A 20947-nucleotide genomic window follows, 5' to 3' on the forward strand; every position below is an offset into this window, starting at 1 on the left:
CGGCTTGCGGTCGGCTAGACGTCGAGCTGGTCGGCGACCGCCCGCAGCAGACCGGCGATCTTGTGACCGGAGGCCTTGTCGGGGTAGCGGCCCTTCTCCAGCATCGGCGTGATGTTCTCCAGGAGGGTCGTCAGGTCCTGGACGATGGAGGCCAGTTCGTCCGGCTTGCGGCGCTGTGCGGCCGCGACGGAGGGGGTGGGGTCCAGGATCGTCACCGAGAGCGCCTGGTCGCCGCGCTGGCCGGCGACGACGCCGAACTCCACGCGCTGACCCGGCTTGAGAGCATCGACTCCGGCGGGCAGGACCGAGGAATGGACGAAGACGTCGCCGCCGTCGTCGCGGGAGAGAAAGCCGAAGCCCTTCTCACTGTTGAACCACTTGACCTTGCCCGTTGGCACGTCTGTCCTCGTCCTCGTACTCGTCGGGAACTGCACGGAAAATCACCGGTGACAACTGCGCGGGCAACTGCCCGGAAACTGCCCCGGATAGCACTACAGCGGGTCGTCGGACCCGCCGGTACCAAGGCTAATGGTCCGGGAGCCGGTGACAAGACGTCGCCGGATGGTTCCTTCGCGCTGGGAACTACCCTGGTCGGGTGCGTGACAAAACCCAACCGAATTCCGCGGAGCCCGGTGACTGGCTGATCCGTGCCGGTGCCGTCGTCTTCTTCGTCGGGGCGGTGGCCACTCTGGTCACGGTGGCCCCGCTGCTGCTCGACACGACGCCTTTTCCGACGTACATGTTCGGTCTGAGCATGCTGATGGGCGTCGGCTTCCTGCTGGCCGGAGCCGGGGTGTTCCAGTCGCTGGCGGCGGGCCGCCGAAGGGCGCGCGCCTCCCGGTCGTAGCGGGGACGCCCCGGGTTCCCGGCGGAACGCGGCGCGAACCCGCCGCCGGGCCGCCCGCTCAGCCGGCGGTGTGGCCCCTCAGCCATGCCGGGAACTCGGTGAGGTCGGCGAGGACGACGTCCGCTCCTGCCGCGGTCAGCTCCGCCGCGTCGCAGGGGCCGGTGGCGACGGCCACGGAGTACGCGTCCGCCCGGCGGGCGCCCCGGATGTCGCCGGTGTGGTCGCCGACGTAGACGCTCGCCCCGTGCTCACGCAGCGCGGCGGCCTTCTGCTCGGCCCAGAGGTTGCCCACCACCGCGTCGGCGTCGATGCGCAGGTGCTCCAGGTGGAGTTTGGCGTTGGGCTCCCACTTGGCGGTGACGACGACGGCGCGGCCACCCGCCGAGCGCACCGCCTCGACGGCCTCCCGGGCGCCGGGCATCGCGAGGGAACCGGTGATGGCGTGTGTGGGGTACATCTCCCGGTAGAGGTCTGCCATGGCGGCGACCTCTTCGGCCGGGAACCAGTTCGCCAGTTCGTCCTCCAGCGGCGGGCCGAGCCGGGTGACGACCAGGTCGCAGTCGATGTACGCCCCGGTCCGCGCGGAAAGCGCCCGGTAGCAGGCGTGGATGCCGGGGCGGGAGTCGATCAGGGTCATGTCGAGGTCGAAGCCGACGGTCGGCGCGCGCGAAGTCATACGGGCCATTGTGCCGAGCCCTCCGGACCGGGCCGCCGGATGTCCCGCCGGCCGGCTCGTCCGGGCCTCAGGAGGGCTGGGCCGGCCGGGCCGGTTGTGACGTCCGGGGGTGGTCGTTCGGATCGGGTCGGCTGGATCGGGTCGGCCTGATCCGGACGGCAGGACCTAGCGGGGGCGGCGGGAGCGCCAGGTGAGGTAGAGGGCCGAGGCGACGGCGGCGCCGCGGACGACCCAGGGCCAGGTCTCGGCCATCGCGTCGCTCAGGTGGCCCTCGGCGACGGGGTCGCCCCAACGACCCTCGGTACGGCCCCACAGCCAGACGAGTCCGGCGGTGGCGGCGAGCCCGGGGAGCACCAGGGCCGCCCACTTGGCCTCGGCGGGGGTGAGGCGGCGTGAGGTGTAGGCGATGAGCCAGCCGAGGCCGAGGGCGATCCAGTTGCCGAGGGCGGCGCCCGCGACGAGAAGGGCGGCGGCGAGCAGCAGGAGCGGGTTGCTCCGGCCGCCGCCGGGCCGGGCGCCGAGCCGGGCGCCGCCGAGGCGGGGCAGCAGTCGTCGGCGGCGGGCGGGGGCGGCTTCGACGGTCTCGCCTGTCGGGGCGGGGGCCTGGGCGGGTACGGCGGGGGGTGTGCCGGCGGCGGGGGGTTCCGGTTCGCGGGGCGGGGGTTTGAGTATCTCGGGGATCTCGACTCCGCCGACGAATCCGGGGACGCTCTCGCCGGGGCCGAAGGTGTTGGCGTCCACGCGCCACCAGTCCGGCTGGTCGGCGGTGTCGCCGAGTTCGTGGGTGCCGGCGAGGTGGGGTGGGGAGGGGATGTCGCGGGGCGACTGCGCGGGTTCGGGTTCCGCGGGGCGCGGCCGTGGGACGGCGCGGCGCAGGCCCCGGGGGCGGTCGTCCGCCGGGCGGTCCCGGCGGTCGCGGGTGCGCTGGACGGGGACGGCGGCGCGGGTCTCGGGGCCGTCGGGCGGGGTGCTCGCGCCGGGTGTGGTGTCGGCGGCGGTGGCGACGACGTCGTCGGGGGAGCCGAGGCGGGTGAGGATGCGGCGGACGGAGGCCGGGCTGTCGACGGGGGCCTTGGCGCGGCGCCGGTCGATCTCGGCGCGCAGCTCGGAGACCAGCCGCATCCGTGTCGCGGACGGCAGTTGGCGCTGCTGGGCCAGGTCTCCGACCCGGCTCAAATAGTCGAAGACGAGCTGGTCGCTCTCGATCCCCACGAAGTCCCCTCCGGGGCGCGTGCGTTGTGTGTCCCGCGCACCCGACGGTACCGGGTGTGCCGCCTCGGCCGCCTGTTCGCGTCCCGTCGCCGTGCGCTCGCCGCCGGGAAGCCGCCGTCCCCGCCGTCCCCTCGCGGTGCGCTCGCCGCCGGGGAGAGGCCGTCCCCGCCGTCCCGTCCCGGTGCTCTCGCCGCCGGGAAGCCGCCGTCCCCGTCGTCCCCTCGCGGTGCGCTCGGCGCCGGGAAGGGGCCGTCCCCGTCGTCCTCGTGGTGGGGTGGCGCGCCGGTCGCCGGGGCGCCACGCGGGTGCGGGAGGGGGTTCGGGGTGCCCGGTGGCGGGCGTTCGGGGGTGCCGTGGGCGGGTCCGGGGTGTCGTCCGGTGTGGGACGGGACGGGGCGGCGGGGGGCGTAACCGCTACCGTTGGCCGGATGAGCACCGAGGAGCAGCCCACGACGGAGTCCGCGCCCGCGGGGAACGCACCGCGCTCCCTGGCGGAGGCCCTCCGTGCGCGGGACGACGCCTCCCTGTCCGCGCTGCTGCGTGCCCGTCCGGATCTCATCACGCCGGTGCCCACCGATCTCACGCAGCTGGCGACGCGGGCGGGTACGCGTGCCTCGGTCGTACGTGCCCTGGAGCGGCTGGACCGGTTCGCGCTGCAGACGGCGGAGGCGCTGGCGGTGGCGCCGGAGCCGGCGGCGTACGGGGATCTGCTCGGGCTGATGGCGGGCGACGACCGTGACCCGGTGACGGCCGGTGCGCTCCCGCAGGCGCTGGGGACGCTCCGCGAGCAGGCGTTGGTGTGGGGCGGGGACGACCGGCTGCGGCTGGTGCGCACCGCGCGTGAGCTGCTGGCGCCGTCCGCGCAGCATCCGTCGCCGACGGGGCTCGGGCCGACGGTCGCGGAGGCGACGGCGGGGATGTCGCCGGGGCGTATCCAGGAGATCGTGACGGCGGCCGGGCTGGCGACGACGCACGACTCCGTGTCGGCGGTGGCGGCGTTGACGGAGCTGTTCACGGACCGGGGGCGGATGTCGGCGCTGCTCGACGAGGTCCCGGCCGATTCGCTGGAGGTGCTGTCGCGGCTGGTCTGGGGTCCGCCGTACGGACAGGTGACCGCGGATCCGGCGCCCCGGCTGCGGCTGCTGCTGGACCGGGGGCTGCTGCTGCCGACCGCGCCCGGGACGGTCGTCCTGCCGCGGGAGGTCGCGCTGCATCTGCGGGCGGGGCGTGCGCACCGGGAGACGCGGCCGTTGCCGCCGGCGGTCGAGGCGGCGGCAACTCACCGTCCGTCGATGGTGGACGCGACGGCGGCGGGGCAGGCGTACACGGCGCTGGCGACCGTCGAGGAGCTGCTGAAGGACTGGGACGAGGGCGGTCCGGCGGTGCTGCGGGCGGGCGGTCTGAGCGTGCGTGACCTGAAGCGGACGGCGGTGGCGCTGGACGTGCCTGAGCCGGTGGCGGCGTTTTGGGTGGAGCTGGCGTACGCGGCGGGGCTGCTGGCGTCGGACGGTGATCCCGACGAGCGGTACGCGGCCACGCCGGCGTACGACGAGTGGCTGGAGCTGCCGGCGGCCGAGCGCTGGGCGCGGCTGGCGACGGCGTGGCTGGCGGCGACCCGGACGGCCGGTCTGGTGGGCGGGCGGGACGCGAAGGACCGTACGCTCTCGGCGCTGGGCCCGGGTCTGGACCGTTCGGCTGCGCCCGAGGTCAGGCAGCGGGTGCTGGCGCTTCTCGGCACGCTGCCCGAGGGTGCCTCGCCTGATGCGGGTTCGCTGCTGGCCCGTCTCCAGTGGGAGCGGCCGCTGCGCGGTGCCCGGCCGGCGGCGGACGACGATCTGCGGACCCGGCTGGCGCGGTGGACGCTGTCGGAGGCGGAGTCGCTCGGTGTCACCGGGCGGGGGGCGCTGTCGTCGCACGGGCGGGCGCTGCTCGGGCTGCCCGCCGCGGACTCCGGGGACGGCGGGGGCGGCGGGGACGCCGGGCACTCCGAGGACGGTGAGCCGTCGGGTCCGGGTGACCGGCTTCCGGTTCACCGGCGCCGTCCGGCGGGAGCCGGGGTGCCGGCGGTGCGTACGGCGGCCGAGCGGGCCGCGGACGCCGAGCTGGCCGCGCGGCTGCTGGCGCCGTTGCTGCCGGAGCCGCTGGACCACGTCCTGCTCCAGGCGGATCTGACGGCGGTGGCGCCGGGGCCGCTGCGCCGTCCGCTGGCGGACATGCTGGGGGTGCTGGCGGACGTGGAGTCCAAGGGCGGCGCGACGGTGTACCGGTTCACGCCGGGGTCGGTGCGGCGGGCGCTGGACGCGGGCCGGGCGGCGTCGGACCTGCACGCGTTCCTGGCCGAGCACTCGCGCACGCCGGTGCCGCAGCCGCTGGCCTATCTGATCGACGACGTGGCGCGCCGCCACGGTCATCTGCGGATCGGTGCGGCGTCGGCGTACGTGCGGTGCGACGACGACGCGCTGCTGAACGAGATCCTCGCGGACAAGCGCTCGGCCGGTCTGCGGCTGCGTCGGCTGGCGCCGACCGTGCTGGCGGCGCAGGCGGATCCGGCGGCGCTGCTGGAGGGGCTGCGGGCGATGGGGTTCGCGCCGGCGGCCGAGTCCGCGGAGGGCGATGTGCTGATCACGCGTGCGCATGCCCGCCGCACGCCGCCGCGGTCGGCTCCCGAGCCGGTCCCCGAGGGTCCGCCGGTACCGGACGCGACGTTGCTGGGTGCCGCGATCCGGGCCGTCCGCGCCGGTGACCTGGCGTCGACGGCTCCGCGCAGGACCCCTGCGGACGCCGACCCGGGGGCGGCCGGTGAGCTGCCCCGCACGAGCGCCGCCGAGACGCTGGCGACCATGCAGGCCGCCGTCCTGACCGGGGAGAGCCTGTGGATCGGGTACGTGAACGCGGAGGGCGCCGCCAGTCAGCGCGTCATCGCCCCCGTCCGGGTGGAGGGGGGTTTCGTGACGGCGTACGACCACACGGCGGACGAGGTGCGCACCTATCCGCTGCACCGGGTCACGGGTGTCGCGGAGCTGGCGGACGAGCGGCCCTGACGGCGGCCTCGACCTGATCGGACCCGGGTACGGCACACTGGACGTTTGGCCGCACGCCTCGGATGCGGGCCGGGACCGGAAAGGGCACTCGCGTGAACGGACCCCTCATCGTCCAGTCGGACAAGACCCTGCTCCTCGAGGTCGACCACGAGCGGGCGGACGACTGCCGTCGGGCGATCGCTCCGTTCGCGGAGCTGGAGCGGGCTCCGGAGCACATCCACACCTACCGGCTGACGCCGCTCGGGCTGTGGAACGCGCGCGCGGCGGGCCACGACGCGGAGCAGGTCGTGGACGCGCTGGTGGAGTACAGCCGCTATCCGGTGCCGCACGCGCTGCTGGTGGACATCGCCGAGACGATGGACCGCTACGGGCGGCTGACGCTCAGCAAGCATCCGGCGCACGGGCTGGTCCTGACGACGACCGACCGGCCGGTGCTGGAGGAGATCCTGCGGTCGAAGCGGGTCGCGCCGCTGGTCGGTGCCCGGCTGGACGCCGACACCGTCGCCGTGCACCCCTCCGAGCGCGGGCAGATCAAGCAGACGCTGCTGAAGCTGGGCTGGCCGGCGGAGGACCTCGCCGGGTACGTCGACGGCGAGGCGCATCCGATCGAGCTGGCGGAGGACGGCTGGGCGCTGCGGCCGTACCAGAAGCAGGCCGTGGAGAACTTCTGGCACGGCGGCTCGGGTGTGGTCGTGCTCCCCTGTGGCGCGGGCAAGACGCTGGTGGGCGCCGGGTCCATGGCCCAGGCCAAGGCGACCACGCTGATCCTCGTCACGAACACCGTCTCGGCCCGCCAGTGGAAGCACGAGCTGGTGAAGCGGACGTCGCTGACGGAGGAGGAGATCGGCGAGTACAGCGGTACGCGCAAGGAGATCCGGCCGGTCACCATCGCGACGTACCAGGTGCTGACGACCCGGCGGAAGGGTGTGTATCCGCACCTGGAGCTGTTCGACTCGCGGGACTGGGGGCTGATCGTCTACGACGAGGTGCACCTGCTGCCGGCGCCCGTGTTCAAGTTCACCGCCGACCTCCAGGCGCGCCGCCGGCTCGGGCTGACCGCCACCCTGGTCCGGGAGGACGGCCGGGAGTCGGACGTCTTCTCGCTGATCGGGCCGAAGCGGTTCGACGCGCCGTGGAAGGAGATCGAGGCGCAGGGGTACATCGCGCCCGCCGACTGCGTGGAGGTGCGGGTCAATCTGACCGACTCCGAGCGGCTCGCGTACGCCACGGCGGAGACCGAGGAGAAGTACCGGTTCTGTGCGACCACCGCGACCAAGCGGAAGGTCACGGAGGCGCTTGTCCGCAAGTTCGCCGGGCAGCAGATCCTCGTCATCGGCCAGTACATCGACCAGCTCGACGAGCTGGGCGAGCACCTCGACGCGCCGGTCATCAAGGGCGAGACGTCGAACGCGCAGCGCGAGAAGCTCTTCGAGTCTTTCCGGCAGGGCGAGATCAGCGTGCTGGTGGTGTCGAAGGTCGCGAACTTCTCGATCGACCTGCCGGAGGCCACGGTCGCCATCCAGGTGTCGGGCACCTTCGGGTCGCGGCAGGAGGAGGCGCAGCGCCTGGGGCGTGTGCTGCGGCCGAAGGCCGACGGCCACCAGGCGCACTTCTACTCGGTCGTGGCCCGCGACACCATCGACCAGGACTTCGCGGCGCACCGCCAGCGGTTCCTGGCGGAGCAGGGGTACGCGTACCGGATCGTGGACGCGGACGAGCTGCTCGCGGACAGCTGACGCGGTTCAGGGCGCCGTTCAGGGCCCCGTTCAGGGCGCGGGCAGGGTGAGCACCAGGAACAGCACGGTCACCGGCGGCAGCAGTGCGCCGCAGGCGGCCCAGGCCCGGGTGCCCGCCCAGCGTCGCTTCCAGGGCAGCGCCCACGACGCCACCAGGAACACGGTGCTGAAGGGGCCGCCGAAGTAGAGCAGCCACCCGATCACGGCCAGGGAGTCCATGAGGGCCGGGGAGCAGTGGTCGGGGCCGCAGCTGTCCGTGGCCATGAAGGACAGGCCGCCGAGGGCGAGTGCGGCCGGGCCGAGCAGCAGCAGGAGCACGGAGGCCGTGACGGGCGCCAGCCAGGCCCGGCGGTGCGGTTCATCCGCCGGAGGCGGGGTCGTTCGTGGCCGTTCATCCGCCGGAGGCGGGGTCGTTCGCGGCGGTTCATCCGCCGGGAGCGGGGTCGTTCGCGGCTGCGCGGTGGGCCGGGACGCGAGGTGCGGTGTCGTCATGCCCGCATTGGATCGTCCCGCGCGGTGCCGGCACACCGGCGCGGATACTCAGCGGGTACGGGGCGTCGTACTCAACCGGTGCGGGGGTGCGGCGCCGGGTGCGGTGCGGGGCCGCCGCCCCGGCCGCGGCCAGGAGGGCCGCCGCCAGCAGGGGGTACGGCGACGCCGCGAGCTGCTGCCACCAGGGCAGGTGCAGGTCCAGGTCGCCCTCGTGCGGGACCAGCCACAGGGTGCGCGCCGTGAAGACGGCCGTCGCCAGCGCGGCGAGGCCGGTGCGGCCCTCGGCGAGCAGGAACGCGAGGAGCGGTACGCACCACACCCAGTGGTGCGACCAGCTGACCGGCGAGACCAGCAGCGCGGTGGCGGCCGTCGCCAGGACGCCGAGGCGGGTGTCGGTGGCGCGGCACGCGAGCCGGAGGCCGGCGCAGGCGGCGGGCACCGCCACGAGTGCCCAGGCCGCGCCCGGGGCGGGGTCGCCGAGGGCCCGTGCGAGGAGCCCCTGGAGCGACTGGTTGTCGACGATCCACACCTTGCCGATCCGGCCGGTCTCGAGGAGGCGGCGGGTCCAGAAGTCGACGCTCGCGGCGGGCAGTACGACGGCGCCGAGCAGGACGGTGCCGAGGAACGACGTCAGCGCGGTCAGCCCGTCCCGGGACCGGGCCCCGGGGAGGGTGGGAGGGCGCCGGCTCCGGGTGAACAGGAGGTACGCGACGAAGAGGACGGGGGTCAGTTTCACCCCCGCCGCGATGCCCACGGCGATCCCCCGGCCCCGGGCGCCCTGCGGGCGGCTCAGGTCCCACAGGACGAGGCAGGCGAGGGCGAGGTTGATCTGCCCGAACAGCACGGTCTGGAAGACGGGTTCGAGCCACAGGGCGAGGGCGGTGGCGGTGCACACCCGGGAGGTGCCGGCGGGCAGACCGGCGAAGCGGCAGGAGAGTCTGACGAGGAGCGCCAGCAGCGCGGTGTTGCCCGCGACGAAGGCCGCCTTGAGGGCGAGCGGTGGGAGCCAGGCCGTGGGCACGAACAGGAGCGCCGCGAACGGGGGGTACGTGGCGGGCAGCCGCCATTCGGTGACCGTGAAGCCGTACAGGTCCCTGCCGGTGACGACGGCCGCGCCCTCGGCCCGGTAGACGAGGGCGTCCGCCATGGGGGCGCGCTGGAGGACGCACAGCGCGACGAAGGCGGTGAGGGAGAGGGCGAACAGCGTGCCCGCCGCGGCGGGGGTCGCGGCCAGTGCACGGAGGGTCACGTTCCGTCGGGTCACCCAGGGACCCTAGTGTCCGCGCGGGTCGGGACGGGGGCGCGGCGCACGGGGTACGTCCGGGCAGGCAGGCAGGCGGGCGCGGCGTCCGGTGGGCGTCGGGCGCGGTGGGGCCGGTGGGTGGGTCGGGGCCGTGCCGGTACATCCGGCCGTCGGTAGTTGTTGTGGGCGTCCGTCACCAGCGTTCCTCGGTCGGGTACGTCCCCGTCTCGACGGCCATTTGATGTACCGGCACGGCCCCTTCGGTCGCAGGGCGACTGCGGGCCGTGGGGGCTGAGCTGCGGGGGCGCGGGCCCGAGGGCTCCGGTGCGGGCCGGTGGGCGGCGCCACCTGGCGGACGGGCGTGCGGCGAGGGGTGGCGCCCACCCACCCGGCTGGCGCCGGCGGGCCGCCCGCCCCAGCTGCGGGCAATCGTGCCGCTGCGGCGGCACGGGTGGGCGCAGGCGGCTCCCCGTTCGCGCCGGGCTCGCCGACCCACCTCGACGCCGGCCCAAGTGCTGGGTGCTGATGCGGGTCAGGGGGAGTGGGCCTGCGCGGGCGGCACCCCCTGGCGCCGGGCTCGCCGACTCGCCTCGACGTCACCGCAGCGCCGGCGCTGGATGTACGTGGGTGAGGGGGCTCACCCGGACGGTGCACCGTTGGTACCCCGCAGGGAGGCGGGGCCAGTCAGCGGCGGTGGACGCCGGCTTCCTCGCCGTATTCGCCGAGCAGGACGACGCCGACGGCGGCGGTCGCGAAGACCTTGACGGCGCGCAGGGCGTCGCCGAGACGATGCCGATGGTGGCCGCTGTCGAGCGCGGTCGCACCACTCGGCGGGACGCGGTGGGGTGTGAAGGTCGCTGCACTCATGCTTCCATCATGGAATCCGGACACAGCGGATACGTCGGTCTTCCGATGTAACCTCGGCGCCCTTTGCCTACGCCTGCGGGCCGCGCCCTCTCCCCCTCGGGAGTGACCCGGGCGCCCGGTACCCCTAAGGAAACTCGGGGTCGCGACCCCGAAATCGGCTGGCACCCGCCACCCGTCTTCACCTAGGATCTCCGCTCTTGCCCGCCTCCCTTCACGGAGTGCCGCCGTCCGGACGGAAACCGGACGGCAGACCACCAGCGACGCAGCCCGTTCCCCGGAGGCAACACCCGTGTCCCCCATGCCCGAAGAAACCGACGATCCCCTCGTCCGCGAACGGTCGCACCTCGCGGAGTCCCGTGCGGCGCTGCGCGCCATGCGGGAGGACGTGGAGTCGCTCGACATCAAGGACGTCACCGCGAACTGGGTGAACGCGGTGGTCCTGCAGAACCAGATCGACCAGCGCATCGCGGCCCTCGCCGACCTCAGCCACACCCCGCTGTTCTTCGGCCGCCTCGACTACCTCCACGCCCCCGGCGCCGACCGGGCCGAGGGCGCGGAGGGCGAGCGGTTCTACATCGGGCGCCGGCACGTGCACGACGCCGACGGGGACCCCATGGTCATCGACTGGCGCGCCCCGGTGTCCCAGCCGTTCTACCGGGCCTCCAAGAAGGACCCGATGGACGTGGCGCTGCGCCGCCGCTTCGGTTACACGGGCGGCGACCTCACGGCGTACGAGGACGAGCACCTCTCCGACCCCGCCGAGGCCGCGGCCACCAGCAAGCTGCTCCAGCAGGAGATCGAGCGGCCGCGTGTCGGCCCGATGCGCGACATCGTGGCGACCATCCAGCCCGAGCAGGACGAGATCGTCCGCGCGGGCCTCTCCGGTTCCGTGTGCGTGCAGGGCGGCCCCGGCACCGGGAAGACGGCGGTGGGTCTGCACCGGGTCGCGTACCTGCTGTACGCGCACCGGGACCGGCTCGCCCGCACCGGCACCCTGGTGATCGGGCCGAACCGGTCCTTCCTGCACTACATCGAGCAGGTCCTGCCGGCGCTGGGCGAGCTGGAGGTCCGGCAGGCCACGGTCGACGACCTGGTGGCCCATGTGGAGGTGCGCGGCACGGACGACGCCACGGCCGCCGTCGTGAAGGGCGACGCGCGGATGGCCGAGGTGCTGCGCAGGGCCGTCCGCTCGCACGTCACGCCGCCCGCCGAGCCGGTCGTGGTGGTGCGCGGCTCCCGGCGCTGGCGCGTCCCGGTGTACGAACTGGAGGAGATCGTCCGGGAACTGACGGAGCGTGACATCCGGTACGGCGCCGCGGGCGAGGCGTTGCCGCAGCGCATCGCGCACGCCGTCCTCGTGCAGATGGAGCGGGCGGGCGAGGCCCCGGACGACCGGGTGCAGGACGCCGTCGCCCGCAACAGCGCCGTCAAGGCGGCGGTCAAGGCGATCTGGCCGCCCGTCGACCCGGCGAAGCTGGTCCTGCGGCTGCTGTCCGACGCGGACTTCCTCGCCGCGCACGCCGGTGGGCTCCTCGACGAGGAGGAGCAGAAGGCGATCCTCTGGGCGAAGCCGGTGCGCAGCGTGAAGAGCGCCAAGTGGTCCGCCGCGGACGCCGTGCTGATCGACGAGGCGACCGATCTCGTCCGGCGCACGCACTCGCTGGGGCACGTGGTGCTCGACGAGGCGCAGGACCTGTCGCCCATGCAGTACCGGGCGGTCGGGCGGCGCTGCACCACCGGTTCGGCGACCGTGCTCGGCGACCTCGCGCAGGGGACGACGCCCTGGGCGACGCGGAGCTGGGAGGAGGCGCTCGCGCACCTGGGCAAGACCGAGGCCGTCGTGGAGGAGCTGACGGCCGGTTTCCGTGTCCCCACCGACGTGATCACGTACGCGTCCCGGCTGTTGCCGTACATCGCGCCGGGGCTGACGCCCGTGGCGTCGGTGCGGGAGAACCCGGGGTCCTTCGAGGTGCGGGAGGTCGGCGCCGTCGAGGACGTGGTCGCCGCCTGCGCCGAGTCGCTGCGCCGGGAGGGGTCGATCGGCCTGATCGCCGCCGACGCCCGGGTCCCGGCGCTGGCGGAGGCGCTGGCGGCGGCCGGGATCCCCTGCCTGGACCCGGGTGAGGAGACCACCGCGGACGCCCGGCTCACCCTCGTGCCGGCCTCGCTGGCCAAGGGCCTGGAGTACGACTACGTGGTGCTGGACGAGCCGCGGGCCGTGGTCGACGGCGAGCCCGACGAACGCACCGGCCTGCGCCGCCTGTACGTGGCCCTGACCCGAGCCGTCTCGGGCCTCATCGTCACCCACACGGCCCCCCTGCCACCCCAACTCGACTGAATCCGCCGGGCAACAAGCGCTCAGGTGCCCCGTCCGGCGGCCGGGTACGGCCGCCGCCGACATCGGTCGCCTTCCGGCCCGTTGCCGCCCGGCGGCCAGGTGCAGCGGACACGCGATTGGCGGCCGGACACCACGGACCCCGCCCACCCGTGGACCGGGCCCGGCGGACTGCCGTAAACCGGCCGGGCGGAGCCGGCTCCCGCCTGGTGTCCGGGCCACGGCCGCCGCCAACACCGGTCGCCTTCCGGCCAGTTACCGGACGGCGGCCAGGTGCAGCGGACACGCGAGTGGCGGCCGGACGCCATTGACTTCCGCCCACCCATGGACGGGGTCCGGCAGGCGGCCGGGTACGGCCGCCGCCGACATCGGTCGCCTTCCGGCGCCTTGCCGGTGCGTCCGTGTCCCCTCCGTCCCCCGGCGTACCGGCGCCCCGGGCGTCGGCGCTCGGGGCGGCAACCGGCATGCCCGCAGGAGGCGGTGACGTCCGGTCAGGTTTCCCGTCCGGCCGGGGTCACGCGTCCAGGGCCGTCCGCCACTCGCGGACCGCCTCCGCGGCGACCGGGGCCGTCCAGCCGCCGGGGCGGGCCGCTCCGCCGATGTGGAAGGCGTCCACGCCGGCCGCGCGCAGCCGGGGCACGTGGTCGAGGCGGAGGCCGCCGCCGACGAGGACCTGCGGCTCGTAGCCGGGTTCGCCGCGGCGGGCCGCCTCCGCGAGGAGGGTGGGCAGTCCGTCGTCGACGCCGTCGGCGGAGCCGGCCGTCAGATAGGCGTCCAGGCCCGGCAGGTCGGCGAGCTGCTTGCGCAGGGCGTCGCGGTCGGCGGCCCGGTCGATCGCGCGGTGGAACGTCCACCGGCATCCGTCCAGCTCGGCGGCGATCCGCTCCACGACGGCGAGGTCCGGGCCGCCCTGCTCGTCCAGGAAGCCGAGGACGAACTCCTCGGCGCCGGCGGCCCGCATCTCCCGCGCGGTCGCGACGAGCGCGGCGGTCCCCTCGGCGCCGCCCGCCGCGAAGCCGTCCGCCAGCCGCAGCATCACGCGCAGCGAGATGTCGACGGCGGCGCGGATCCCGGCGAACGTCTCCAAGGCGGGGGTGAGCCCGTCGGCGGCCATGTCGGTGACCAGTTCGAGGCGGTCGGCGCCTCCCGCCTGGGCGGCGACGGCGTCCTCGACGTCGAGGGCGATCACCTCCAGGACCGCACGCTTGCTCATAGGACCTCTTCCCTTGGGCGGCTACAGGTCTAGTCCAATCCAAGACTACGCCCGTAGCGCGTGCGCCCGCGAGAAGATCGCGCGAGTGGCGGGCGGCCGCCACCCGCTTCACGCGGTCAGTTCCCGAAGACGTTCAGCTCCGCCTCGGCCGCCCCGGCGAGTTCGTACCGCGTGCCCACCAGGGGGCGGCCCGCGTACAGCCGTACGAGGGTGGGCGCGTCCCCGATGTACCGGGCCGGCGGGCGGGTGCCCGAGGGGCGCCCGAGCCGCAGCGGCTCGTCCAGGCCGTCGAGGTCGGCGTGCAGGGGGACGTGGTCCCGCTCCCGGGTGACCCGGGAAAGCAGCGCGAGGGCGTACGGCAGGCCCTCGCCCCCGTACGCCCCCGGCTCCCCGAACGCCTCGCGCACGTCCCCGGCGTGTACCCACTCGCCGAGCGCGACCGCGTCGAGGACGCCGCCGGCCCGGGCGATCACCGGTCCCGCCTCCGTCATCCCCCGCTCCAGCTCGTCCACGATCCGCTCCACCGGCAGCCCGTCCCGCTCGGCGATGTCCCGGTCGTTGGCCTCGGGCTCGAACACCCCCTTCTCGAAACGGCGCTCCACCACCCGGGTCAGCACGGCCCCGCAGTGCGCGAGCACGTGCCGCACGGTCCACCCGGGGCAGGCGGTGCGCAGCGCGAAGTCCGCCTCGGGGCGGGCCCGCAGCAGCGGGATCAGCAGGTCACGTTCGGTGCGGAGCAACCGCCCGGGCAGTTCCGGGTCCCGTACGTCCGACACGTCTGGCACGTCCGCGAGAGTCATGCCCACCAAAGTAGGGGTCGGCGGCGCCCGCTGGGGGTGCCGGGGACAATGGCGGGCATGGCACAGGACGAGACGGGGACGGCGCGGCGGCATCCCGCGCACGAGGACCTGGTACGGCGCTGGGCGGCGGCGGTCGCGGCGGCCCGCACACCGGACCCCGGGGCGGCGGACCCCTCTCCCCGCCCGTACGCCGAGGACCTGCTCCGCCGCTGGGCCGAGCCGCAGCGGCGCTACCACACCACCGACCACCTCCTGGCGGTCCTGGACCGCATCGACGTCCTGGAGGAGTACGCCGGTGATCCGGCCGCGGTGCGGCTGGCGGCGTGGTTCCACGACGCGGTCTACCTGCCGGACCGCTCGACGAACGAGGAGCGCTCCGCCCGGCTCGCCGAACGGGCGCTGCCGGAGCTGGGCGTCGACGGGGCCCGTACCGCCGAGGTCGCCCGGCTCGTCCGCCTCACCGTCGGCCACGACCCCGGCGAGGGCGACGCGAACGGCGCCGTCCTGTGCGACGCCGACCTCGCGGTGCTGGCCTCGCCCCCGGACGCGTACGCCGCGTACGCGGCCGCCGTCCGCGAGGAGTACGCCTTCGTCCCCCCGGACGCCTTCCGCGCGGGCCGGGCCGACGTCCTGCGGCACCTGCTGGACCTGCCCCGGCTGTTCCGCACCCCGTACGGCGCGCAGGCGTGGGAGGAGCGGGCCCGCGGGAACCTGCGAGAGGAGCTGGCGGCGCTCACCGCGTGAGGGCCGCCCCGCGCCTCCGGGTCACCGCGTGGCCGGGTCCGGCCGGGAATGCGCTCCGGCCGCCGGTCGTTGCACCCTGATATGCCCGCACCCGTCGATCGCCCCCGCATGCCCTTGGCCATCTACATACTCGGGCTCTCCGTCTTCGCGCTCGGCACGAGCGAGTTCATGCTGTCCGGGCTGCTCCCGCCCATCGCCGACGACATGGGCGTCACGATCCCGCAGGCGGGACTGCTCATCTCGGCGTTCGCGATCGGCATGGTGGTGGGCGCGCCGCTGCTGGCCGTGGCGACGCTGCGGCTGCCGCGCCGCACCACGCTGCTCGCGCTGATCACGGTGTTCGGCCTCGGCCAGGTCGCGGGCGCGCTGGCCCCGACGTACGGGGTGCTCTTCGCGTCGAGGGTGGTGAGCGCGCTGGCCTGCGCCGGTTTCTGGGCGGTGGGCGCCGCGGTGGCCGTCGCGATGGTCCCGGCGACGGCGCGGGCCCGTGCCCTGGCGGTGATGATCGGCGGGCTGTCGATCGCGAACGTCCTCGGTGTCCCGGCCGGCGCCTTCCTCGGCGAGCACCTGGGCTGGCGGTCGGCGTTCTGGGCCGTGGGCGCGGCCTCCGCAGTCGCCCTGGCCGGGGTGGCCACGCTGATCCCGCGCATCCCGCTGCCGGACGAGAAGCCGCGGCTCAAGCGGGAACTGCGTATCTACCGCGATCCCCAGGTGCTGCTCTCGGTCACCGTCACCGCGCTGGCGGCGGGCGGTGTCTTCTGCGCGTTCAGCTACCTCGCCCCGCTCCTGACGGACGTGGCCGGTCTCGACGACGGCTGGGTGCCGACGGTGCTGGCGCTGTTCGGCGTCGGCGCGCTGATCGGGACGACGATCGGCGGGCGCTTCGCCGACGCGCACCTCTTCGGTGTGCTGGTCAGCGGCATCACGGCCTCGACGGTCGTCCTCGCCGCGCTCGCCCTCCTCGGCCAGTACGCCGTCGCCGCGGTCGTCCTGTCCTTCGTCCTCGGCGTCACCTGCTTCTACACGGCACCGGCGCTGAACTCCCGGATGTTCGACGTCGCGAGTGCCGCCCCCACCCTGGCCGGTGCCACCGTGACGGCCTCCTTCAACCTGGGCAACACCGGCGGGCCCTGGCTCGGCGGCACGGTGATCGACGCGGGCCTCGGCTACGCCGCCACGGCGTGGGCTGGCGCCGCGCTGACGGTGGCCGGACTCGCGGTGGTGCTCGTCTCCCTGCGGCTGCACCGGCGCACCCGGGCCTCCCGCGTGGTCGCCGGGGCCGGTTCGGCGCCGCATCCGGTCCGCACCGAGGTGTGAGGCACCCGCCGCTCCGGCGGGGCCTGCGGACGTCTCAGCGGGGTCCCGCCCACTTCTTGCGCCTGCGCAGTCCGGAGCCGTACAGCAGCCGGACGACCTCACGGCTGCCGACCTCGACCGCGCCCGCCCGCACGGCGTCCGGGTAGCGGTGCGCGGGGATGTCGTAGTGGTCCCGCTCGAAGGCGCGCCGCGGGACGCCCAACTCCTCGGCGAAGGCGTGCAGTTCCTCGTACGAGACGTCGCTGACGAGGTGGGACCACATCCGCCCGTGCCCGGGCCAGTTGGGCGGGTCGATGTACACCGTCACGACGAGGGCTTCCCGGCGGCGGGGCCCAGCGAACCGACGGAGGCGACCTTCACCCCCGCCTTGTGGCAGACCCAGTGCGGGTCGGGCCCCAACTCGGGCTCCACGTCGAGCGCGTGCGGGTCGCCCGAGCCGCAGACCGGGCACAGCGGCCACCGGCCGTGCCGGTCCAGCAGGGCGTCCTGGACGTCCTGCGCGACGAGTCCCGCCACGTAGCCCGCGCCCTCCGGCCACTGCTCGACCCACCAGCGGCGCTGCGCCACCGACTCCTCGACGAGGGAGACGACGTCCGCCTGGGCGACCTCGCCCGCTATCAGGTCGGCGAGCACGAGCGCGCGCGCCGCGTGCAGCGCCTGCTCCAGGGGGCTGATGGGGTCCATGCACCTATTGTGCGCACCCTTGACCGTATGCCCCAAAGGAAAATATCTTTCATTGGTGACCCATGACGTGAAGGAAATTTTCGCCGGGGAGGCTCCGCCCGCCCCCGCCGCCCTCGCGGCCAAGGTGCGCACGCTGGCCCCGTCGATGACGCGCTCCATGCAGCGCGTCGCCGAGGCCGTCGCCGGCGACCCGGCCGGCTGCGCGGCCCTCACGGTCACCGGCCTCGCCGAACTCACCGGCACCAGCGAGGCGACGGTGGTCCGCACCGCCCGCCTCCTCGGCTACCCGGGGTACCGGGACCTGCGGCTCGCGCTCGCCGGTCTGGCCGCCCAGCAGCAGTCCGGGCGGGCGCCCGCCGTCACCGCGGACATCGCGGTCGACGACCCGATCGCCGACGTCGTCGCCAAACTCGCCTACGACGAGCAGCAGACGCTCGCCGACACCGCGGCCGGACTCGACACGGTCCAGCTCGGTGCCGCCGTCACCGCGCTCGCCGCCGCCCGCCGCGTCGACATCTACGGCGTCGGCGCGTCCGGCCTGGTCGCCCAGGACCTCGCCCAGAAGCTGCTGCGCATCGGGCTCATAGCCCACCCGCACAGCGACCCGCACCTCGCCGTCACCAACGCGGTGCAGCTGCGCGCCAAGGACGTGGCGATAGCCATCACGCACTCGGGCTCCACCGGCGACGTCATCGAGCCCCTGCGGGTCGCCTTCGAGCACGGGGCCACGACGGTCGCGATCACCGGCCGCCCGGACGGACCCGTCACGCAGTACGCGGACCACATCCTCACCACCTCCACGGCCCGCGAGAGCGAGCTGCGGCCCGCCGCGATGTCCTCCCGCACGAGCCAACTGCTCGTCGTGGACTGTCTGTTCGTGGGGGTCGCCCAGCGGACCTACGAGACCGCGGCGCCCGCGCTCTCCGCCTCCTACGAGGCGCTGGCCCACCGCCACAGCCCGCGCGGCTCGCACCGCTGACCGCGACCGGCCCGCCCATCCCCGTAGCTCCGACGACGCATCCACGGAACGCGCGCACGCCCCGCCCGTACGCGCGGAAAGCACCGGAAAGAGCCGCTCCACATGACCTCCACCGCCGACGCCTCCTCCAACCACCGCGACCTGCGCGACGACGACCGCGCCCCGGGTGACGCCGACCCCCGCGACCCGGACGGGGGCGACGACTACCGCGGTCTGCGCGCGCAGTTGGAGACCCTGACCACCGAGGCGTTCCGCCCCGAGCTGTCCGAGATCGACCGGCTGCCGACGCTCGAGATCGCCCGCCTGATGAACGGCGAGGACGCCTCCGTGCCCGCCGCGGTCGCGGACCGGCTGCCGCTCGTCGCCGAGGCCATCGACGCCATCGCGGAGCGGATGTCCCGCGGCGGCCGGCTGATCTACGCGGGCGCGGGCACGGCCGGCCGGCTCGGCGTGCTGGACGCCTCCGAGTGCCCGCCCACGTTCAACACCGACCCCGCGCAGGTCGTCGGCCTGATCGCGGGCGGCCCGAGCGCGATGGTCACCTCCGTCGAGGGCGCGGAGGACTCCCGGGAGCTCGCCGCGGCCGATCTGGACGCCCTGGCCCTGACCGCCGACGACACCGTGGTCGGCGTCTCCGCCTCGGGCCGCACCCCGTACGCCGTCGGCGCCGTCGAGCACGCCCGCGCCCGGGGCGCGCTGACGGTGGGCCTGTCGTGCAACGCGGACAGCGCGCTCGCCGCCGCCGCGGACCACGGCATCGAGATCGTGGTGGGCCCCGAGCTGCTGACCGGCTCCACCCGGCTGAAGGCGGGCACCGCCCAGAAGCTCGTCCTGAACATGCTCTCGACGATCACGATGATCCGTCTCGGCAAGACGTACGGGAACCTGATGGTCGACGTCCGCGCCTCGAACGAGAAGCTCCGGGCGCGCTCCCGCCGCATCGTCGCGCTGGCGACCGGCGCCTCGGACGAGGAGATCGAGTCGGCGCTCGCCGCCACGGACGGTGAGGTCAAGACCGCGATCCTGACGATCCTCGGCGAGGTCGACGCCGCGACGGCCGCCCGTCTCCTCGACACCAGCGACGGTCACCTGAGGGCCGCCCTGCGGGCCAACCACGACTGAGCACGGCCGCCCGGACGGCCCGGCACCGCGAGGTCCCGGGCCGTGCGGGGCGGGCGCCGGGTGACGGCGCTCAGCGTGCCGCGCGGGCCGCCACGGCACGGGCGGGGCACCATGGGCGTCAGGCGCCGTCCCTCCCGCACAGCAAGGCCCGCATGAGCACTGAAGCCACCCCCCGTGCCACCGCCGCCGCGATCCTCCCCCTCGTCGGGGGCGCCGCGAACGTCGTGTCCGTGGCCCACTGCATGACCCGGCTGCGGCTCGGCCTGCGGGACCGGACGCGGGTGCGGGAGGACGCCCTGCGGGCGCTGCCCGCCGTCCTCGGCGTGGTGGACGACGACACGTACCAGATCGTCCTCGGCCCGGGCGCGGTCGCCCGGATCACCCCGGAGTTCGAGGCGCTCGTCGCCGCCGCCCCCACGGCCGCCGACACCCTGGAGAGCCGCGGGGCCCGGCTCAGGGCCGCCCGCCGGGAACGCAACGCGACACCGTTCAAGCTGCTGCTGCGCCGCGTCGCGAACATCTTCGTCCCGCTGATCCCGGCGCTGATCGGCTGCGGCGTCATCGCGGGCCTCAACGGCCTGCTCGTGAATCTCGGCCTGCTCGCCTCCCTCACGCCCGCCCTCACCGCGGTCGCCTCCGGGTTCATGGCGCTCATCGCCGTCTTCGTCGGCCTCAACACCGCGAAGGAGTTCGGCGGCACCCCCGTCCTCGGCGGCGCCGTCGCGGCGATCGTCGTGTACGCGGGCGTCGCCAAGGTGACCGTCTTCGGCACCACGCTCGCGCCGGGCCAGGGCGGCGTCCTCGGCGCACTGGCCGCGGCGCTCCTCGCGACGTACGTCGAGAAGTGGTGCCGCGGCCGGGTCCCGGACGCCCTCGACGTGCTGCTCACCCCGACCGTCACCGTGCTCGTGGCCGGCCTCGTCACCGTCTACGGGCTGATGTACGCGGCCGGCGAGGTCTCCGCGGCGATCGGCACGGGCGCGGACTGGCTCCTCGGCCACACCGGCGCCTTCGCCGGACTGGTGCTCGGCGGCCTGTTCCTCCCGCTGGTGATGCTCGGCCTGCACCAGGCGCTGATCCCGATCCACACGACCCTCATCGAGCAGCAGGGCTACACCGTCCTGCTGCCCATCCTGGCCATGGCGGGCGCGGGCCAGGTCGGCGCCGCCCTGGCGGTCTACGTCCGGCTGCGCCACGACCACGCCCTGCGCACGACGATCCGGTCGGCGCTCCCCGCGGGCCTGCTGGGGGTGGGCGAGCCGCTCATCTACGGCGTCTCGCTGCCCCTCGGGCGCCCGTTCGTGACGGCCTGCGCGGGCGGCGCGGCGGGCGGCGCGTTCGTCGGGTTCTTCTCGATGGTCGGCGACACGGTCGGCTCGACCGCGATCGGCCCGTCGGGCTGGGCCCTGTTCCCCCTCCTCTCCGGCAACCGGAGCCTGACCCTCACCGCCGCCGTCTACGCGGGCGGCCTCCTCACGGGCTACCTGGTCGGCTTCGCCGCGACGTACTTCTTCGGCCTCGGCTCCGTCGAACGGCCGGCCGGGGCCCCGGCGGACACAGCGGCGGATACAGCGGCGGACACGGCGGCGGCCCCGCGCTGACCGGCCCGGCCCGCGCTGTCGGCGGCGTGTGCGATTCT

General features: G+C 74.9%; 19 protein-coding genes. 9 read left to right on the forward strand and 10 right to left on the reverse strand.

Annotated elements, in window-relative coordinates:
- Nucleotides 1-14: 14 nt before the first annotated feature.
- Nucleotides 15-398 carry a cold-shock protein gene (locus ACZ4VA_RS24800; RefSeq protein WP_121402260.1) on the reverse strand — a complete coding sequence of 128 codons (384 nt, stop codon included), beginning with the start codon at nucleotides 396-398 and terminating at the stop codon, nucleotides 15-17.
- A gap of 197 nt (nucleotides 399-595) precedes the next feature.
- Here ACZ4VA_RS24800 and ACZ4VA_RS24805 point away from each other — a divergent pair, with 197 nt between their 5' ends.
- Complete coding sequence (locus ACZ4VA_RS24805) at nucleotides 596-847, forward strand: hypothetical protein (protein ID WP_355792641.1); 252 nt, start codon at nucleotides 596-598, stop codon at nucleotides 845-847.
- Between the two features lie 58 nt (nucleotides 848-905).
- Here ACZ4VA_RS24805 and ACZ4VA_RS24810 read toward each other — a convergent pair whose 3' ends face one another.
- Together ACZ4VA_RS24810 and ACZ4VA_RS24815 are read right to left on the reverse strand one after the other, a co-directional pair.
- Complete coding sequence (locus tag ACZ4VA_RS24810) at nucleotides 906-1532, reverse strand: HAD family hydrolase (protein WP_355792638.1); 627 nt, start codon at nucleotides 1530-1532, stop codon at nucleotides 906-908.
- A gap of 156 nt (nucleotides 1533-1688) precedes the next feature.
- Complete coding sequence (locus tag ACZ4VA_RS24815; RefSeq protein WP_468082531.1) at nucleotides 1689-2735, reverse strand: hypothetical protein; 1047 nt, start codon at nucleotides 2733-2735, stop codon at nucleotides 1689-1691.
- A gap of 428 nt (nucleotides 2736-3163) precedes the next feature.
- On the opposite strand from ACZ4VA_RS24815, the gene ACZ4VA_RS24820 reads away from it, so the two are divergent.
- Entirely contained in the window at nucleotides 3164-5776 is a 2613-nt protein-coding gene (locus ACZ4VA_RS24820) for a helicase-associated domain-containing protein (RefSeq protein WP_356239274.1), read from the forward strand.
- A 92-nt stretch (nucleotides 5777-5868) separates the two neighbouring features.
- Nucleotides 5869-7512 (forward strand): DNA repair helicase XPB, encoded by a 1644-nt coding sequence (locus tag ACZ4VA_RS24825; protein ID WP_355790565.1) that lies wholly within the window; start codon nucleotides 5869-5871, stop codon nucleotides 7510-7512.
- A gap of 30 nt (nucleotides 7513-7542) precedes the next feature.
- On the opposite strand, the gene ACZ4VA_RS24830 is transcribed toward ACZ4VA_RS24825, so the two are convergent.
- The 3 genes from ACZ4VA_RS24830 to ACZ4VA_RS24840 all read right to left on the reverse strand — a co-directional run bounded on the left by ACZ4VA_RS24830 (nucleotide 7543) and on the right by ACZ4VA_RS24840 (nucleotide 10114).
- A complete protein-coding gene (locus ACZ4VA_RS24830) occupies nucleotides 7543-7830 on the reverse strand; it encodes a hypothetical protein (RefSeq protein WP_356239271.1) in 288 nt (95 codons plus the stop codon).
- 106 nt (nucleotides 7831-7936) lie between these two features.
- Nucleotides 7937-9268: a glycosyltransferase 87 family protein gene (locus ACZ4VA_RS24835; RefSeq protein ID WP_468082532.1), complete on the reverse strand. Its 1332-nt coding sequence runs from the start codon at nucleotides 9266-9268 to the stop codon at nucleotides 7937-7939.
- A gap of 663 nt (nucleotides 9269-9931) precedes the next feature.
- Entirely contained in the window at nucleotides 9932-10114 is a 183-nt protein-coding gene (locus tag ACZ4VA_RS24840) for a hypothetical protein (RefSeq protein WP_356174508.1), read from the reverse strand.
- Between the two features lie 298 nt (nucleotides 10115-10412).
- Here ACZ4VA_RS24840 and ACZ4VA_RS24845 point away from each other — a divergent pair, with 298 nt between their 5' ends.
- Nucleotides 10413-12452: a HelD family protein gene (locus ACZ4VA_RS24845; RefSeq protein WP_468082533.1), complete on the forward strand. Its 2040-nt coding sequence runs from the start codon at nucleotides 10413-10415 to the stop codon at nucleotides 12450-12452.
- A gap of 511 nt (nucleotides 12453-12963) precedes the next feature.
- Here ACZ4VA_RS24845 and ACZ4VA_RS24850 read toward each other — a convergent pair.
- Together ACZ4VA_RS24850 and ACZ4VA_RS24855 are read right to left on the reverse strand one after the other, a co-directional pair.
- Nucleotides 12964-13662 carry a copper homeostasis protein CutC gene (locus ACZ4VA_RS24850; protein WP_468082534.1) on the reverse strand — a complete coding sequence of 233 codons (699 nt, stop codon included), beginning with the start codon at nucleotides 13660-13662 and terminating at the stop codon, nucleotides 12964-12966.
- Between the two features lie 116 nt (nucleotides 13663-13778).
- Entirely contained in the window at nucleotides 13779-14462 is a 684-nt protein-coding gene (locus ACZ4VA_RS24855) for a maleylpyruvate isomerase family mycothiol-dependent enzyme (RefSeq protein WP_356174514.1), read from the reverse strand.
- Between the two features lie 57 nt (nucleotides 14463-14519).
- Here ACZ4VA_RS24855 and ACZ4VA_RS24860 point away from each other — a divergent pair, with 57 nt between their 5' ends.
- Both ACZ4VA_RS24860 and ACZ4VA_RS24865 read left to right on the forward strand, forming a co-directional pair.
- Nucleotides 14520-15206 carry an HD domain-containing protein gene (locus ACZ4VA_RS24860; protein WP_355781938.1) on the forward strand — a complete coding sequence of 229 codons (687 nt, stop codon included), beginning with the start codon at nucleotides 14520-14522 and terminating at the stop codon, nucleotides 15204-15206.
- Nucleotides 15207-15314: 108 nt separating this feature from the next.
- Nucleotides 15315-16523, forward strand: a complete 1209-nt coding sequence (locus ACZ4VA_RS24865) for a Cmx/CmrA family chloramphenicol efflux MFS transporter (protein WP_468082535.1) — start codon at nucleotides 15315-15317, stop codon at nucleotides 16521-16523.
- A gap of 34 nt (nucleotides 16524-16557) precedes the next feature.
- On the opposite strand, the gene ACZ4VA_RS24870 is transcribed toward ACZ4VA_RS24865, so the two are convergent.
- Together ACZ4VA_RS24870 and ACZ4VA_RS24875 are read right to left on the reverse strand one after the other, a co-directional pair.
- Nucleotides 16558-16830 carry a DUF4031 domain-containing protein gene (locus ACZ4VA_RS24870; protein ID WP_355781933.1) on the reverse strand — a complete coding sequence of 91 codons (273 nt, stop codon included), beginning with the start codon at nucleotides 16828-16830 and terminating at the stop codon, nucleotides 16558-16560.
- Entirely contained in the window at nucleotides 16827-17207 is a 381-nt protein-coding gene (locus ACZ4VA_RS24875) for a hypothetical protein (RefSeq protein WP_355781930.1), read from the reverse strand. Before ACZ4VA_RS24875 ends, ACZ4VA_RS24870 begins: the two co-directional genes overlap by 4 nt.
- A gap of 55 nt (nucleotides 17208-17262) precedes the next feature.
- Here ACZ4VA_RS24875 and ACZ4VA_RS24880 point away from each other — a divergent pair, with 55 nt between their 5' ends.
- The 3 genes from ACZ4VA_RS24880 (at nucleotide 17263) to ACZ4VA_RS24890 (ending at nucleotide 20909) form a co-directional block, all read left to right on the forward strand.
- Nucleotides 17263-18186 carry a MurR/RpiR family transcriptional regulator gene (locus ACZ4VA_RS24880; RefSeq protein ID WP_355781927.1) on the forward strand — a complete coding sequence of 308 codons (924 nt, stop codon included), beginning with the start codon at nucleotides 17263-17265 and terminating at the stop codon, nucleotides 18184-18186.
- Between the two features lie 102 nt (nucleotides 18187-18288).
- Complete coding sequence (murQ, locus tag ACZ4VA_RS24885; protein WP_355781924.1) at nucleotides 18289-19308, forward strand: N-acetylmuramic acid 6-phosphate etherase; 1020 nt, start codon at nucleotides 18289-18291, stop codon at nucleotides 19306-19308.
- Nucleotides 19309-19460: 152 nt separating this feature from the next.
- A complete protein-coding gene (locus tag ACZ4VA_RS24890; protein WP_389390883.1) occupies nucleotides 19461-20909 on the forward strand; it encodes a PTS transporter subunit EIIC in 1449 nt (482 codons plus the stop codon).
- The last annotated feature ends 38 nt before the right edge of the window (nucleotides 20910-20947 follow it).

Source organism: Streptomyces sp. NPDC028308 (genome assembly GCF_055565855.1).